The sequence below is a fragment of the Ekhidna sp. genome, from assembly GCF_965227465.1.
GTDB lineage: Bacteria > Bacteroidota > Bacteroidia > Cytophagales > Cyclobacteriaceae > Ekhidna.
The window spans coordinates 3,717,340-3,733,083 of sequence record NZ_OZ245746.1 but is presented as its reverse complement, the minus strand read 5'-3'; the positions used below and the strand labels follow the sequence as shown (position 1 = coordinate 3,733,083).

The following is a 15,744-nucleotide window of genomic DNA, read 5'->3' as shown; positions in this document are numbered from 1 at the left end:
TTTCATCAGATTGAAACATCTTTGAAAGTCTCTTAACAGATGATTGAATGAATATTTTGAGTTATGTCATATGGACGATTGATCCGTCCATCTTTACGATTCCGTTTACGGACTATGCCCCAAGGTGGTATGGAGTGCTTTTCGCCCTTGGTTTTTTATTGTCTCAGCAAGTTTTCTTCAAAATTTTTCAAGCAGAAGGCAGGCCGGAAAAGGACGTAGAGCGGATCACAGGCTACATGGTACTCGCAACAATTATCGGGGCACGATTAGGGCATTGTCTCTTTTATAATCCTGAATATTATTTATCAAACCCCGTTAAGATTTTGATGATTTGGGAAGGAGGCTTAGCCAGTCACGGTGGAGCCTTAGGCATTTTAGTAGCGATCTACCTTTTCTGCAAGAAATATAACTACCGATACTTATGGATCCTGGATCGTCTGGTCATAGTTGTTGCCTTAACCGGAGCTATGATTCGTACTGGTAATCTTTTTAATTCTGAGATGGAGGGGACCCTTACCAATTCAGACACTGGAATTGTTTACGCAAGAGCGACAATGGATGTGCTAAACTATTCGACTGATGTAGATGATGTTTGGTTTGAGAGAGGTGGAGAATTAGAAAGTAATCAGTCAGGGATTGTTCCAATCACCGCATATATCGAATATCGAAGAGGCTTTAAGTTTGAAATGAAGGACAAGCTCTTCGTCGAAAATCAATTAAAAAGTACACTGGATAGGTATGGAGAGGTTGTAGAACACGTTGATTTTGGTGAAGGACCCTTGGTTTATAAGAACTACCAAAAAGAAGGAAAGGAGATTTTAGAAATTTCGGCCTTAGGAAAGGTGCGTCATGCGGCGCAGCTATATGAAGCCTTGTATTGTGTGGTATTAATGATCGTTCTCTATTGGCTGTGGTCCAAGAGAAGGGATGTACTGCCACAAGGATTCAACTTCGCATTATTCATGATTGTCCTTTGGTCGCTTCGTTTTGTTGATGAATTTTTCAAAATGAATCAGGAGGACTTTGAAGAAGACCTCATCCTAAACATGGGTCAAATTCTAAGTATTCCCCTCACCCTGGCAGGAGTCATATTAATGATATGGATTTTTCAAAGAGATAAAAAGATGTCAGATTTCAAATAGGCATAAAAAAAGGGAGCAATTGCTCCCTTTAATTTTTTGTTTCTTCTCGAATTATTGATCAGCTTCTTCTGCCATTTCATCTGCAGCTTCTTCTGCCTCAGCAGCAAGTGAATCAACAGCCATATCAAGAGAATCCATGGCACTGTCAGCAGCATCTTCCATGTCATCCATTGCCTCTTCTGCCGCTTCACCAGCTTCTTCTACAGCATCTTCTGCTTCAGATTCTGATGAGGAAGACGATGACGTGCAAGCTCCTAGGAATGCAACCATCGCTAATAGTAATAGTACTTTTTTCATTTTTGGTCAGGTTTTAATTATCCCTTAAAATTAGAAGTATATCGCTCATAAACAAACTATAACCCCTTTTTAGTCCATTTTCACAAAAGAAAAATTTAGATTTTGAAAATTCGCTTTTCGATCTTTCTGACTGACGAGTTGTCGGTTTTCTTTGAATTACAAATAAAAAATCTGCCAAGATGTCTTGAAATAGTCCAATAAAATCTTTGGAATAGCATTTGTCATCTTGCTATCGTACAAGAAAGAAAGAATCAAATGAATTTTAATAACTATACAATAAAAGCACAAGAGGCTCTTCAAAAGGCAACAGAAATAGCTTCCGGTGGTGGTAACCAAGTTATAGAGACTGGACACTTGCTGAAGGCAATTTTACTATCAGATGAGAACCTGATTTCATTTTTATTGAAGAAACTTGGAGCTACAAAGCAAATGGTTCAGGTTCCTCTTGATGAAATAGTTAACAACTATCCACAGGTTTCTGGAGGTCAACCTTATTTATCCAATGATGCAGCTAAGGCCTTGCAAAAAGCCGAAAAGTATCTTAAGGATTTTGGCGATGAGTATGTGGCTGTTGAGCATATTATTCTGGGAATCCTATCTGGTTCAGACAAAGCAGCACAAGTATTAAAAGATGCAGGATTCCAAGAAAAGCAGTTGATAGCAGCCATAAAAGAATTGCGAGGAGGTGAGAGGGTGACTGATCAGAATGCAGAGTCGAAATACCGATCGCTTGAACGATATTCGAAAAACCTGAATGAGCTTGCCAAAAAGGGTAAAATTGACCCGGTAATTGGTCGGGATGAGGAAATTAGGAGAGTGTTGCAAATTCTTGCCAGAAGGACGAAAAACAACCCAATCCTCTTGGGTGAGCCGGGTGTTGGAAAGACCGCTATCGTTGAAGGCATGGCACAGCGGATTGTTGATGGAGACGTACCGGAAAATCTGAAGTCTAAAATGATAATCTCCCTGGATATGGGGTTGCTCGTTGCGGGTGCTAAGTATAAGGGAGAGTTTGAAGAGCGATTAAAGGCCGTTATTAAAGAGGTGACTGACAGTGATGGGGAAATCATACTTTTCATTGATGAAATTCACACTTTGATAGGTGCCGGTGGAGGAGGAGAAGGAGCTATGGATGCAGCCAACTTGCTGAAACCAGCTCTTGCACGGGGAGAACTTCATGCAATTGGAGCCACAACGCTTCAAGAGTATCAGAAATACATCGAAAAGGATAAAGCGCTTGAACGAAGGTTTCAGTCTATTACTGTAGACGAGCCCGGAATTCAGGATGCGATCTCTATTCTTAGAGGAATCAAAGACAAATATGAAATACACCATGGGGTTCGTGTGAAAGACGATGCTGTTATTGCGGCGGTTGAACTTTCAAGCAGATACATCGCTGATCGGTTTTTGCCGGATAAAGCGATTGACTTGATGGATGAAGCTGCTTCCAAGTTAAGAATCGAGATTGACTCACTACCGGAGGATTTGGATGAGTTGAATCGGAGGATCATGCAATTGGAGATAGAGCGGGAGGCCATCCGCAGGGAGAAAAATAAGGACAAAGAAAAGCAGCTCAACAAGGAGATTGCAAATCTGGAATCCGAACGGAATGAACTGAAAGCAAAATGGGACAATGAAAAATCCGTCATTCAGGGATTGCGTGAACAGAAGGAGAACATCGAGAAGTATAAGCACGAAGCAGAGCAAGCAGAGCGTGCGGGTGAATATGATAGAGTCGCAGAGATTCGATATGGAAAAATTGTAGAAGCGGAACAAAAACTAGCGGACTTTCAAAAACAGCTAGCAGAAATGCAAGGTGAAAAAAGCCTGCTAAAAGAGGAAGTCGATGCGGAAGATATCGCAGAAGTAGTAGCAAAGTGGACCGGAATACCGGTATCCAAAATGTTACAAAGCGACAGAGAAAAGCTGATACATCTGGAAGAGGAAATAGGCAGGCGTGTAGCTGGACAGTCAGAGGCAATACAAGCCGTATCTGATGCTGTAAGGAGAAGTAGAGCAGGGTTACATGACCCCAAGCGACCAATCGGGTCCTTTATTTTCCTAGGAACTACCGGTGTAGGAAAAACAGAGCTTGCGAAAGCATTGGCGGAGTACCTGTTCAATGACGAAAACTCGATGGTACGTATCGATATGTCCGAATATCAGGAAAGACATGCCGTTAGTAGACTGATTGGAGCGCCTCCGGGATATGTAGGTTATGACGAAGGTGGCCAGCTGACGGAGGCTGTTAGAAGAAAGCCTTACAGCGTCATTTTACTGGATGAGATAGAGAAAGCACATCCGGATGTATTCAATATATTGTTGCAGGTGTTGGATGATGGTCGTTTAACAGATAATAAAGGCCGTATTGCCAATTTTAAGAATACGATTATTATCATGACGACTAATATTGGTTCGGGGCTGATTCAGGAAAATTTTGAGAAGTTGGACGATGCAAATCCTGAACCTGTAATTGAGGAAACTAAAAATCAAGTATTCGAACTTTTGAAAAAATCTGTCAGACCGGAGTTTTTGAACCGGGTGGATGAGACGATTATGTTTAGGCCGCTCAGTAAAGAGGATCTTCAGAAAATTGTTGGAATTCAATTCAGGATTATCCAAAAACGAATGGAAGAAAATGGAATTAAGATAGAGGCTGATGACAAAGTACTGGAACACTTAGGAAAGATTGGTTTTGATCCACAATTTGGAGCGAGACCGCTTAAACGAGTACTTCAACGTGAGATATTGAATGAACTTTCAAAGGAAATTCTGGCAGGAAATATTGTGAAAGACTCTGTTATTGGAGTGACGCTATCTGATCGTCAAGAAGTTGAGTTTCTAAATCTGGATAAGGTCGAAATTGAGTAAATTCTGGAGGATAGTTAAGCGAGTTTTGTGGGTGGCGATCATTGGTACAATGATCGCTTTTCACAATGCGTATAACCAGGAATTCAAGTCACTGGATGACATAAACCAGGAAGTTGACATCAGGGATGAAGAAGAGTAGGGCAGGAAATTCCACCCCGCTCTAATTTGACCTTAAAAAAGTTTGTACTGAGGAGGGGTAATTCCGCTCATCCGTAAATAGACAGCAGTCTGGCCCCTGTGATGAGAAATATGTTCGTGCGCTTTTTGTATCCATGCCAGCCGGGTGATTTTAAACGGACCTCTTTCAACAATTTCACCAAATGTGCCGGCATCCATTTTTTTGATTGATTCAATAGCGAAATCAAAACTTTCAGTCACAATTCTTTTCACCTCTGCTTTTGTTTGAAGTTCAGGATCTTTTTCCAGGTTGGCAGTAGCGTATATTCGGTCTGCCCCTGTTCCATTGCTTACCAGTCCGATGGTTCCTTGAGACGCATGTAAAAATTGCTCGGCGAATGTTCGAACACCCTCGGTAGGTCGATTAGAAAACTGATCTTCTGGCATTGCTTCAATGTATTCAAGAGACATTGCTTTAGCTCTTTCATAATCAGCAACAAGGGATTTAATGGAGGTCTGACTTATTGCCACTGTGGTAACGAGTAAGCATCCTAGAAAAAAGGTTAGTCTGTTCATGAGCGTAGTTTTTTGGTTTATTGATGAAACGTTCTCACGTTATAACACCCGACAAGCTTTACATAAGCGGTAAAATTTCAGACGCTGAAGAAACTTTTTTCACGAAATTCTACTACATTTAATTCACAATTACCCGTAACAAATACGTCATGACTGCAGAAGAAATCCAATCTCAAATCACAACATTAGAATCACAGCTAACCGGCGATATGTTTTCAGACATGGAGATTAAAGACAAGATTCACAACCTGAAAATGAAGATTAATGGAACTCGACCGATAAACTCTGAGATTGAGTGCGTGGGTTGTGGCAGTTGATCGAATATTCGATTACAACATGCTCGTAAAACGTATACATAGTAGGATTAAAAAGTAAATCTACTGATATGCGCAAGTACCAATACATATTCAAGGCTACCGTCGCATTTCTTTCAATTGCATTATTCATAGCCACTTGTGCATAATTCATGATTGAAATACAGAAGCTATCTTCATTTTAGGATGTCTATATTTGAAAGACATTCGAAATGAGACTTATTTCTACGCTTTCAATAATTATATTTCTCACCTTACCGGCATATACGCAGCAAGATACTGCATACGATTACACAGGGAGTTATGGTGATCTGGGTCACACTAGCTTTGCTCTTGTACGAAAAGAAAATTGGTATGGACTGATTGACAGACAAGGAAAGGAAGTACTTCCAACTCAGTACGAAAAAATTTATTCTTTTGGTGAAACAAGTTCCAATTGGGCTAAAATTCAAAAGGATGGCTTATATGGTTTCATTGATCGCTCTGGAGTTATTGTTGTCAAGCCTGTCTACGAACGAATTTATTCCTTTGGTGACAAGAATGTGAATTGGGCCATGGTGTTAAAAAATGGTCTCTATGGTTTTATAGACCGATCAGGGTCGGAGGTTGTAAAACCAATGTATAGCAGTATCCAATCTTTTGGATCGTATGGCGTATCCTGGTCCAAAGTACAAAGAGATGGTCTCTATGGCTTTATTGACAGGAGCGGGAAGGAAGTGGTACCTACGATTTATCAGCGAATCGGCAATTTTGGGGCTGTCAGTCATGATTGGTCAAAAGTGTATAAGAATGGACTGGTAGGTTTCATTGATCGTAGTGGAAAAGAAGTAGTCCCACCAAAGTACACCTCAGTCTCTTCCTTTGGTACCATTGCCAATCAATGGGCAAGAGTTGAGCTGAATGGGCTTTATGGCGTAATTGATCGTTCTGGTAAAGAAGTCATCAAACCAACGTACGAACGTATTTATGATTTTGGTAGCAAAGGAGCGTCACATTTAGCAATGGTCAGAAAGGCTGGTAGGTACGGTTTCATAGATAAGTCCGGAAAGGAAATAGTCCCAACAAAATATGATCGGATTAGCTATTTTGATCGAGAAAACTCAAAATGGTCCTTGGTAGAAAAGGATGGAAAATTTGGATTTATAGATAAAGGAGGCAATATAGTTGTCCCGGTTGCTATGTCTGACTTGAGTGGCAGTTTCCATGAACTAAGCGATCACTTTAGTTCAAGAGGAATTCACATTGGCACGCTAGGTCCGGTCAAAAAGTTTTGGGTTAGCGATTTTGTAGGGAAGTATGCGTTGATCAAAAGTAAGAAATCGTGGAAGCTAGGTGTAATCAATGAGGATTTTGAAGTTGTTGTACCTGTGGAATACAAAAAGATCCTTGTTGACCAATCAGGCAATATTCATGTGTGGAAATAAAAAAATCCCCAATTAAGGGGCTTTGATTATTCATTTTTCTTCTATCTATTTAGAAAAAACTTCACTTAAAAGTATCTTCATCTCTTCCCAACTTGCACTATCCGCTTTAGCATTATATGCAAGTGCACCGCTCAACATTTCATGCTGACTGGCGATTTCATCAGCACGTTTATTTGTAAACGCATGGACTACTCCTTCATATGCTACATACTTATAGTCCACTTCAGAGGCATCCATTACCATTTTAAAATCAACAACTTGTTGCTCGCTGATCATTGGATCATCAGCACCATTTGCCACTAAGATTTTCGCTTTTACCACACCAGCAGAATCGGGCATTATTGGAAGTCCTAAACCAGCATGAAATGCCGCAACAGCATCTAAATCATACCCAGCATTAGCCATGCTCAAAGCCATAGTTCCACCAAAACAATATCCAACTACTGCAATTTGTTCTGGGTCCACGTTTGGATGCATTTTAAGCTGCTCCAGAGCACTTTCAAAACGTGCTTTCGCTATATCCATATCGCTAACTACTGCCGTCATGAATTTCCCGGCATCATCTGGGTGATTGGTATTCTTCCCATCACCGTACATATCCAGCGCAAAAGCAACATATCCAAGTTCGGCAAGCATATCAGCGCGCTCTCTGGAATGTTCATTATGGCCCCACCACTCATGTATAACAAGAACACCAGGTTTTTTACTATCACCTTCTCCAACTGCAAAATACCCTTTTAGCGAAGTGGTATCCGCAGAATAAGTCACCTCTCCTTCCGGGACTTCAACTACTTCTTCCATTTCCTCAGAAGACTCTGACTCCTTTTCTGAACTGGTACAAGCGAACAAAAACGCTCCCAGCATTAATCCATAAATCAGTTTGAATTTCATCGTATATCAGGTTTTAAGTTTGGGATAAAGTTAAACAGGAAACACCATTACACTGTTCCGATAAAATTGAATCTGCTAAAAATCTCAATTAAGCTTAAAATTTACAGGCAGTTGCATTTGAACCTTGACAGGTACACCACGTTGCTTTCCGGGTGAAAATTTTGGCAGTAGTTTCAAAACCCTAATTGCTTCTTCATCACAGCCGGCACCTATTCCTCGTATTATTTTTATATCGGTAATAGCGCCATCTCTGTCAATGATGAAGGTGGCTGTTACCCTCCCTTCAATACCCATTCTCGCGGCTCGCTTTGGGTATTTGATGTTTTTAGCAATAAATGAAAGTAACGCATTTTCTCCTCCTGGAAACTCCGGCATATCTTCAACTACAATAAAAGGATCATCTGGGATGTCTACTTTCATTGGTTGATCAAAAATGATGTCATCAATATCATCATCAATGCTTTTTATTGGTTCCTCACTAATGACCTGTGTCAATTTCTCAACCTCTTTTATTATTGCCGCTGCGGAAACGACCTGTTTTTTAACTTTTGGCTTGGGTAATTCCGGAATTTCCTGTTTTGTAATTTTTGGTTCTTCCATTACAAACCAGGGCTCCTCTTCAACGGGTTTTTCATAAACAACCGGATCAATCGGCGACTTCCACTCAAACGCTAGAATAGTCAACGACAATGAAATGATCATTCCTATTCCAAAGAATAGAGGTCTTTTGGACTCTAACTCATACTTTTTATTCTTCTTAAGTTCCATAATTCAAGCATTTTTTAGGTTTTCAATCAATAGATTGAAATAAAAGCATGAATCGTGCCTTAAATCAGTTTAGAAAATCATTGATGTGTTTGACCAAGTCTTCAAACACTTCATTGCTTGGAAGTAGTCCGGCTTGACTGGAACCACTCACTGGTCGAGCAATGGTTTGCTTGGATGATTGCAGGTATTGTTCGCAAAGCTTTAAATCTTTTAATATGGGGTTATTTTGATCCATTGAGCAAGCATGTCTGAATTCTTCCAGGTAGGATTCATACCACTTACTTGCAGCACTCAACGATACCAATGAGGTAAAGAATAGTTCCAGTGCATCATCTCTACCACTCATCAAAGTGAGGCGTGATGGCTCAAAGGATTTTTCCTGCAGCGACCATAATTTTAGAATGTCTGCCGAATGATCTTCATTCGCTGTGTAGAATACATCTGTACGGTAAAGCGATGAGATAACCAATGAGGATCCGTCAGTAAGTGACTGTATCACCGACTTAAAATTTTGAGCACTTTTATCTCTGAAAAAAAATTGAGGTGCTTCTCTTCCTTGTACGTGAATGTAGTGAAGCATTAGTTTGTTAAACGCGTTTAGACATACTGTGATTTTCTAAAAGTTCAACGATCTCTTCATGTCCGTGGTTCTTAGCAAATGACAGTGCCGTATCCCCTTGCTTATTTGCTAATTCGATATCTGCCCCCCTTGCCAGGAGCATTTCAACAAGCTCCTTAGACCCTTTGAAACTAACACCCATTAGCGCAGTATTTCCGACAGAGTCCTGAGCATTGACGTTTGCACCATGATCAATTAGCAATTCGGCGATCTCCTTTTGGCCTATATACGTGGCTAGCACAAGCGGGGTAAAACCTCTTTCATCAGGTAGGTTAACTAGATTCAGATTTTTAGCTACTAAGTGTTGTAAAGGAGCTAGCTGCCCTGTTCGTATAAAATTTACATGTTCCATCTGTGCGATGTTTAAAAAATGAGCGTCCACATTGTCGGTGTAGATGCTCAATTAATTTTAGCGTAAATCAAACCTGTCAAGATTCATAACCTTGTTCCAGGCTGCTACAAAGTCATTAACAAACTTCTCGCTGGCATCATCGGCAGCATAAACCTCTGCTACTGCCCTTAACTCCGTGTTAGAGCCAAAAATTAAGTCCGCTCTGGTTCCGGTAAAGGCAACCGCACCTGTTCTTCTGTCTTTGCCTTCAAAAACTTTATTATCATCCGAAGTTGCACTCCATGTATACGTCATATCAACCAAATTCTTAAAGAAGTCATTCGTCAAATGACCTACATTGTCTGTAAAGACACCATGTTTAGAACCGTCGAAGTTTGCGCCCATTACCCGCATGCCCCCAACTAAAACCGACATTTCCGGAATAGAAAGAGATAACAGATTGGCTTTATCTATGAGTAAATCTTCAGCATCAATATCCAGATTGGCATTTTGATAGTTTCTGAAACCATCACCGACAGGCTTTAAGTAATTGAACTGCTCAAAATCAGTTTGCTCCTGAGTAGCATCTCCTCTTCCTGGACTGAATGGTACGGACACATCGTGACCTGCATTTCTTGCTGCTTCCTCTACACCAGCATTTCCGGCTAAAACAATCAAGTCAGCCATGGAGATGTCACCACTAAACTCCTTCTGAATTCCTTCAAGTACATTAAGCACGTTATTTAATTCTTCCGGATTATTTACTTTCCAACTTCTTTGAGGTTCTAACCGGATACGAGCACCATTTGCTCCACCTCTTTTGTCAGAATCTCTGTAGGTAGAAGCAGAGGCCCAGGCGGTTTTAACCATTTCTGATACCGAGAGACCTGATGCTAAAATCATTTTCTTTAGAGATGCTATATCGCTATCACTTAAGCTATAGTTAACTTTTGGAATCGGGTCCTGCCAGATTAATTGCTCACTTGGCACTTCAGGCCCCAAATAGCGATCTATTGGGCCCATATCTCTGTGAGTTAGCTTATACCAGGCCCGAGCAAATGCATCCTCAAATGCTTTATGATCTTCATGAAAACGTTTAGATATTTTAAGATATTCTGGATCCGTTTTTAAAGCAATATCTGCTGTGGTCATCATCAATGCCTGTGTTCCATTCGAGTCATTTGGCATTGGGGCCATCCTAGCTTTTGATTCCGCTGTAGGTGTCCACTGATGTGCTCCTGCAGGACTTTTGGTTAGTTCCCAATCGTAGTTTAGCAACACATCAAAGTAATCTGTATCCCACTTAGTTGGGTTTGGTGTCCAGGCACCTTCAATACCACTTGTAATTGTGTTTTCTAAAACACCACTTTTGTAGGTGTTTTTCCAACCGGTACTCATTTGTTCAATAGGAGCACCATGCGGCTCTGCTCCTACATATTGGCCAGGGTCTGCAGCTCCATGAGCTTTGCCAAATGTATGACCGCCGGCAACTAGCGCCACCGTTTCTTCATCATTCATGGCCATGCGACCAAAAGTCTCTCTTACATCTTTCGCAGAACCCATCGGATCAGGATTACCATTGGGGCCCTCTGGATTTACATAAATCCAGCCCATCATTACTGCTGCTAAAGGATCCTCTAAATCACCGGTTGCATATCTATCATCATTCGCACCCCACTCTGTTTCACTTCCCCAGTACACATCCTGTTCCGGTTCCCAGATATCTTCACGTCCTCCAGCAAAACCAAATGTTGGGAAACCCATTGACTCTAATGCGCAGTTTCCTGCCAGGATCATAAGGTCTGCCCATGAGACCTTATTTCCATATTTCTTTTTTATGGGCCACAGTAATAACCTTGCTTTATCCAGATTTCCATTGTCTGGCCAGCTGTTGATAGGGGCAAACCGCTGATTTCCTGTTCCAGCACCACCACGCCCATCGCCGACACGGTAAGTCCCCGCGCTGTGCCATGCCATCCTGATCATTAACCCTCCATAATGACCATAATCTGCAGGCCACCATTCTTGTGAGTCCGTCATTAAGTCGAGAACGTCTTGTTTCAATTCTGAAAAATTTACACTACTAAATGCCTCAGCGTAATTAAAATCTTCACCCATTGGATCTGATTTTGAAGCATGCTGTCTTAGAATATTAAGTTTTAATTCGTTTGGCCACCAGTCTCTGTTTTTAATACCGCTACCTGCGGCAATTTTTTGTGTACCACTTAAAAAAGGACATTGGCTGGAGTCACCATTATTATTTGATGTATGGTTAGTCATATTGGTAAGGGTTTAATACTTTAACTAAGTAAATCTAGTATTATCATAATTTATAAATTTTATATGGCTATAAGCTCAACCTATAGTAAAAATTTACTAATACTTCTGTTTATCATTCTTCTGTTTCCAGTGTTTAGCCAAACGAAAAAGAAATTTAAAACCAAGTATGACAGAGATGATCTAGAGTTAGTACCTCCAGCTCCGGACTATAATCAAATGAAATATTGGATTGCCCATCCTGACCTGAATGATCAGGCTGATTTGGTTCCAGGAAAAGGAGAGATTGCCGAATATCAGGAAACCGCAGAAGTTGACGTATTTTTTATTTACCCAACCATTTATTCCAAGAAACAAGAAAAAAAACACCCATGGTTTGCGGATGTCAACGATGAAAAACTGAATAAGGAAATTGCAACATCAACAATTAAATATCAGGCCAGTGTTTTCAACGGGACAGCTAAAATATATGCTCCTCTTTACCGTCAAGCACACATTGGCGTATATTATATAGATAACCTAGCTCTAAAAGTGGATGCACTTGAATATGCTTATAAGGATGTAAAAAAGGCATTTGAATACTATTTAGAAAATTGGAATAACGATCGACCGATCATAATTGCGTCTCATAGCCAAGGCACAAATCATGCGGTGAACCTGCTCAGGGACTTCTTTGAGAGTAAACCTTTGATGAATAAGCTGGTGGCTGCTTATATCGTTGGAATGCCGCTTGATAAAGGAACATTTTCTAATATTCCGATATGCGATGAGCCGAATAAAATAGGATGTTGGCTGACCTGGAATACCTATGCGCGGGACTATTACCCTCCAGGTCACGATTATTTGTATGTCTATGCGCTAAATGTAAATCCACTAAGTTGGAAAACGGATACTACATATGTCTCATGGGGAAGTAATAGAGGAGGGATATTAAAAAACTTTAATAAAATCCGGCCGGGACTTTCGGATGCCCAAAATATGGACGGAATGTTATGGATTAATAAGCCTAAATTTTTTGGGAATTTCCTAATAAACTGGAACCGATACCATGTCGTGGACTACAATTTGTTTTATATGAATATTCGCGAAAATGTGGCAGATCGTGTGCAAGCATATTTAAAAAAAGAAACTGACTAGCCCTCTTCATATTCATCCAGAAATTGAGGGAGTAAATCCAGCATTCGTTGCTGAATGTCAAACAACGTAGCACTGGCAAGATATTCAACAGAAAAATCACAGTAGGCAATGAAACTGGTGAGTTTGTCCCCTTCAAGGTGGGTATTTTCAGCAACCCATTCCCTGGTGAATTTTAAATAAGCTTTGGTAGTGATGTGCTTGTTTTTCCGGATCTGCTGCATCTGACGTTTCTCTTTTTCTTTTTTACTAATGGAATGATGAATGGCGGAAACAGGGTGAAAGAAGACAAAAACGGGATTGAGGTATTGACTTTTTTCAAGTTGCGGATACGGATCCATAGCTACTTGTGGGACTCCAAATATTTGAAAGGTGGTATCCATGGGTTGCTCTTTTATTACCAGGTCTTTAAAGCGCTCGTATTCCGGAAATTCCCCCACCACTACTTCATCAAGGTAGATGGTGTTTACTGGTAGAAAAAATACTACTTCTTCTTCATTAAACCAGGTAGAATCTGCTATCCAATAAAGTGTCTTATGCGCTACGCTGGATAACACAAGCGTATCTCCAACCATAGCAGGCATCTTGAATGCACCTCTTTCATTCGTGGATGTTAAACTACCGGCATCCGTGTTTTGAATATGTACCCCGATCATGACCTCATGGGTAGCACTATCTTTTACTACTCCATAGAAGTAGTTTCGCTGAGCAGAAGCAAAGCAGCAAAAGCAAGCAAATAGTATGGTAAGAACTATTTTCAAGATTCAAATATCAATCTTTATTTAACGTCATTAATTGATTTAGGATTATTTAACATTTTGGAAAAATGGGGGTTATGTGAGCATGATAGAGATCAAAAGGCATTCCGGTATTTATACATTAACAGTAATGCAACAATTACCTATAGGGTTGTCTGACGCATGGGAATTTTTCTCATCACCCAGGAATCTGGCTAAAATCACACCAGCACACATGGGGTTCAAGATTACTTCAGATGTTCCTAAAAAAATGTTTTCAGGACAGATAATCACTTATAAGGTTTCACCTCTAGCCTGGGTAAAAACCAATTGGGTTACAGAAATAACTCATGTAGAAGAAAACAAGTTTTTTGTTGATGAACAGCGATTTGGTCCCTACAGTATGTGGCACCACGAACACCACTTTGAGGAGAATAATGAGGGCATAATGATGACCGATAAAGTCTCCTATAAAATACCTTTTGGCTTTCTGGGACACATTGCCCAGCTTCTTTTTGTGAAGAGGCAGTTAAAACAAATCTTCGAATACCGCTTGAAAACGCTTGAAGAGATGTTTGGTAAGTAGCTTATCTTTAATGGTGATGATTTCACCAAAACAAAAGATATGGACCGTCGAAAAGTCTTAAAAGGGCTGGGTGTTGGAATAGCTAGCCTTCCATTTGTCAACGTTCAGGCAAGTAAACCATCGTTCAGCGATTATTCAGGCTATTTCAATGCCGAAAATACCCAAGACGAGAAATTTTGGAAGAAATTCAGAAAGGATTTTTATGACGTACCTAAGGATTTTATCAATCTGGAGAATGGATACTTTGGTGTGCAGCCAACCCCTGTTCAAGAAGCTTATATCAAAAATATTGAACGAGTTAATGTCAATAGCTCCCGATACCTTCGAACAAAATACGGGGACGAATTCAAAACTATTGCTAAAAGTCTCTCCCGCTTTGCCGGAATCGATCCGGAGGAGGCGTTAATCACGAGAAATGCAACCGAGGCGCTCAACATTGCCATTCAAGGCCTGGATTGGAAAGCTGGCGATGAGGTAATACTTTCCGGTCAGGACTACTTCAGTATGATCGAAACTTTCGAGATGCTGGAAAAGGAGAAAGGAATCATCATCAAGCGAATTGAACTGCCATTGATACCAAAGAGCGACGAAGAAATTTTAACTCGTTACGAGAATGCAGTGACTCCAAAAACGAGAGTAATTCTTGTTACGCACATGATACACCTTACCGGACAAATCATACCGGTACGAAAGATTTCAGACCGTTTCAAACCTAAAGGGATTGATATTATTGTAGATGCAGCGCACAGCTTTGCTCAAATTGAGTTTGGACTAAAAGACTTGGGAGCAGATTTTGTTGGAGTAAATCTTCATAAGTGGTTCGGGAATCCGCTGGGTGCAGGCTTATTGTATGTCAATAAGTCAAGGGTGAAAGATTTAAATCCACTCTTTGGCGACAGTGGTATTGACAAAACTGACATTAAAAAACTAGGGCACTTTGGGACCTTATCAGTGCCCACCTTGCTGACGATACCGAAAGCTCAGGAGTTTAATGAAACAATTACTATCCCGGTAAAGGAAAAGCGATTGAGGTATTTGCAGAACTATTGGACCAACCAGGTAAAAGATATTCCGAAAGTGATTATCACTACTCCTTCAGATCCATCCAGAAGTTGTGCCATCGCCAGTTTTAAGATAGAAGGAATGGAGACCAAAAAGGTAATTTCTGATCTATACAAGAAAACAAAAGTGTTTACGGTTATTCGATACCTTCCGGATCAGGAAGTGGTACGGGTGACTCCCAGTCTTTATAATCTAAAAAGTGAACTGGATGTACTACTAGATGGCTTAAAATCAATTTCTTGACAATTTTGCTATGAAAAACCTGCTTAAACTTGAGGAGCTTGCTATGTTCCTACTCTCCATCTATTTATTCTCATTTCTGGACTATGCGTGGTGGGTATATTTAATATGGATTCTTGCTCCTGACATAGGTATGCTTGGTTATGCAGTAAATACCAAATTGGGTGCGACAACTTATAACCTTTTTCACCACAAAGGGATTGCAATTATCATAGGATTTTTAGGCTTTTGGTGGTCAATACCGGAACTACAGCTGGCAGGCATTATCCTTTTTGGTCATGCGAGCATGGATCGTATTTTTGGGTATGGATTGAAGCTTAGTGATAGCTTTAAACATACACACTTAGGAAATTTATAA

The 15,744-nt window shown here is 40.4% G+C and carries 17 protein-coding genes; 9 read left to right on the top strand and 8 right to left on the bottom strand.

What is annotated here, in order from left to right; translation table 11 throughout:
- The first annotated feature begins 47 nt into the window (after positions 1-47).
- Complete coding sequence (locus tag ACO05G_RS16430; RefSeq protein ID WP_421763727.1) at positions 48-1,142, top strand: prolipoprotein diacylglyceryl transferase; 1,095 nt, start codon at positions 48-50, stop codon at positions 1,140-1,142.
- 51 nt (positions 1,143-1,193) lie between these two features.
- On the opposite strand, the gene ACO05G_RS16425 is transcribed toward ACO05G_RS16430, so the two are convergent.
- Positions 1,194-1,439: a hypothetical protein gene (locus tag ACO05G_RS16425; RefSeq protein ID WP_421763726.1), complete on the bottom strand. Its 246-nt coding sequence runs from the start codon at positions 1,437-1,439 to the stop codon at positions 1,194-1,196.
- Between the two features lie 255 nt (positions 1,440-1,694).
- Between ACO05G_RS16425 and clpB the strand changes: the two genes are divergently transcribed.
- Both clpB and ACO05G_RS16415 read left to right on the top strand, forming a co-directional pair.
- Entirely contained in the window at positions 1,695-4,310 is a 2,616-nt protein-coding gene (clpB, locus tag ACO05G_RS16420; RefSeq protein WP_421763725.1) for an ATP-dependent chaperone ClpB, read from the top strand.
- A complete protein-coding gene (locus tag ACO05G_RS16415) occupies positions 4,303-4,449 on the top strand; it encodes a hypothetical protein (RefSeq protein ID WP_421763724.1) in 147 nt (48 codons plus the stop codon). The genes clpB and ACO05G_RS16415 overlap by 8 nt, the downstream gene beginning before the upstream one ends.
- 32 nt (positions 4,450-4,481) lie before the next feature.
- Here the strand turns inward: ACO05G_RS16415 and ACO05G_RS16410 are convergent, their stop codons facing one another.
- Complete coding sequence (locus ACO05G_RS16410) at positions 4,482-5,003, bottom strand: DinB family protein (RefSeq protein WP_421763723.1); 522 nt, start codon at positions 5,001-5,003, stop codon at positions 4,482-4,484.
- Between the two features lie 149 nt (positions 5,004-5,152).
- Here ACO05G_RS16410 and ACO05G_RS16405 point away from each other — a divergent pair, with 149 nt between their 5' ends.
- On the top strand, positions 5,153-5,320 hold the full coding sequence (locus ACO05G_RS16405) for a hypothetical protein (RefSeq protein ID WP_421763722.1): 168 nt from the start codon (positions 5,153-5,155) through the stop codon (positions 5,318-5,320).
- A 209-nt stretch (positions 5,321-5,529) separates the two neighbouring features.
- Positions 5,530-6,741, top strand: a complete 1,212-nt coding sequence (locus tag ACO05G_RS16400) for a WG repeat-containing protein (RefSeq protein WP_348282984.1) — start codon at positions 5,530-5,532, stop codon at positions 6,739-6,741.
- A 45-nt stretch (positions 6,742-6,786) separates the two neighbouring features.
- Here the strand turns inward: ACO05G_RS16400 and ACO05G_RS16395 are convergent, their stop codons facing one another.
- From ACO05G_RS16395 to katG, 5 genes are all read right to left on the bottom strand, one after another.
- Positions 6,787-7,632 (bottom strand): dienelactone hydrolase family protein, encoded by an 846-nt coding sequence (locus ACO05G_RS16395; RefSeq protein ID WP_348282983.1) that lies wholly within the window; start codon positions 7,630-7,632, stop codon positions 6,787-6,789.
- A gap of 84 nt (positions 7,633-7,716) precedes the next feature.
- Positions 7,717-8,400, bottom strand: a complete 684-nt coding sequence (locus tag ACO05G_RS16390; protein ID WP_421763721.1) for an energy transducer TonB — start codon at positions 8,398-8,400, stop codon at positions 7,717-7,719.
- Between the two features lie 64 nt (positions 8,401-8,464).
- A complete protein-coding gene (locus tag ACO05G_RS16385) occupies positions 8,465-8,980 on the bottom strand; it encodes a hypothetical protein (protein ID WP_421763720.1) in 516 nt (171 codons plus the stop codon).
- A 7-nt stretch (positions 8,981-8,987) separates the two neighbouring features.
- Positions 8,988-9,371 carry an ankyrin repeat domain-containing protein gene (locus ACO05G_RS16380; protein WP_421763719.1) on the bottom strand — a complete coding sequence of 128 codons (384 nt, stop codon included), beginning with the start codon at positions 9,369-9,371 and terminating at the stop codon, positions 8,988-8,990.
- A 57-nt stretch (positions 9,372-9,428) separates the two neighbouring features.
- Positions 9,429-11,630: a catalase/peroxidase HPI gene (gene katG, locus ACO05G_RS16375; protein ID WP_421763718.1), complete on the bottom strand. Its 2,202-nt coding sequence runs from the start codon at positions 11,628-11,630 to the stop codon at positions 9,429-9,431.
- A 63-nt stretch (positions 11,631-11,693) separates the two neighbouring features.
- Between katG and ACO05G_RS16370 the strand changes: the two genes are divergently transcribed.
- Positions 11,694-12,764 (top strand): DUF3089 domain-containing protein, encoded by a 1,071-nt coding sequence (locus ACO05G_RS16370; RefSeq protein WP_421763717.1) that lies wholly within the window; start codon positions 11,694-11,696, stop codon positions 12,762-12,764.
- On the opposite strand, the gene ACO05G_RS16365 is transcribed toward ACO05G_RS16370, so the two are convergent.
- On the bottom strand, positions 12,761-13,522 hold the full coding sequence (locus ACO05G_RS16365) for a hypothetical protein (protein ID WP_421763716.1): 762 nt from the start codon (positions 13,520-13,522) through the stop codon (positions 12,761-12,763). The two genes, ACO05G_RS16370 and ACO05G_RS16365, sit on opposite strands and share 4 nt — an antisense overlap.
- Positions 13,523-13,604: 82 nt before the next feature.
- Between ACO05G_RS16365 and ACO05G_RS16360 the strand changes: the two genes are divergently transcribed.
- The 3 genes from ACO05G_RS16360 to ACO05G_RS16350 are packed head-to-tail and all read left to right on the top strand — an operon-like array spanning position 13,605 to position 15,744.
- Positions 13,605-14,084: an SRPBCC family protein gene (locus ACO05G_RS16360; protein ID WP_421765720.1), complete on the top strand. Its 480-nt coding sequence runs from the start codon at positions 13,605-13,607 to the stop codon at positions 14,082-14,084.
- A gap of 39 nt (positions 14,085-14,123) precedes the next feature.
- Positions 14,124-15,389 carry an aminotransferase class V-fold PLP-dependent enzyme gene (locus ACO05G_RS16355; protein ID WP_421763715.1) on the top strand — a complete coding sequence of 422 codons (1,266 nt, stop codon included), beginning with the start codon at positions 14,124-14,126 and terminating at the stop codon, positions 15,387-15,389.
- 10 nt (positions 15,390-15,399) lie between these two features.
- Positions 15,400-15,744 carry a DUF4260 domain-containing protein gene (locus ACO05G_RS16350; protein WP_421763714.1) on the top strand — a complete coding sequence of 115 codons (345 nt, stop codon included), beginning with the start codon at positions 15,400-15,402 and terminating at the stop codon, positions 15,742-15,744.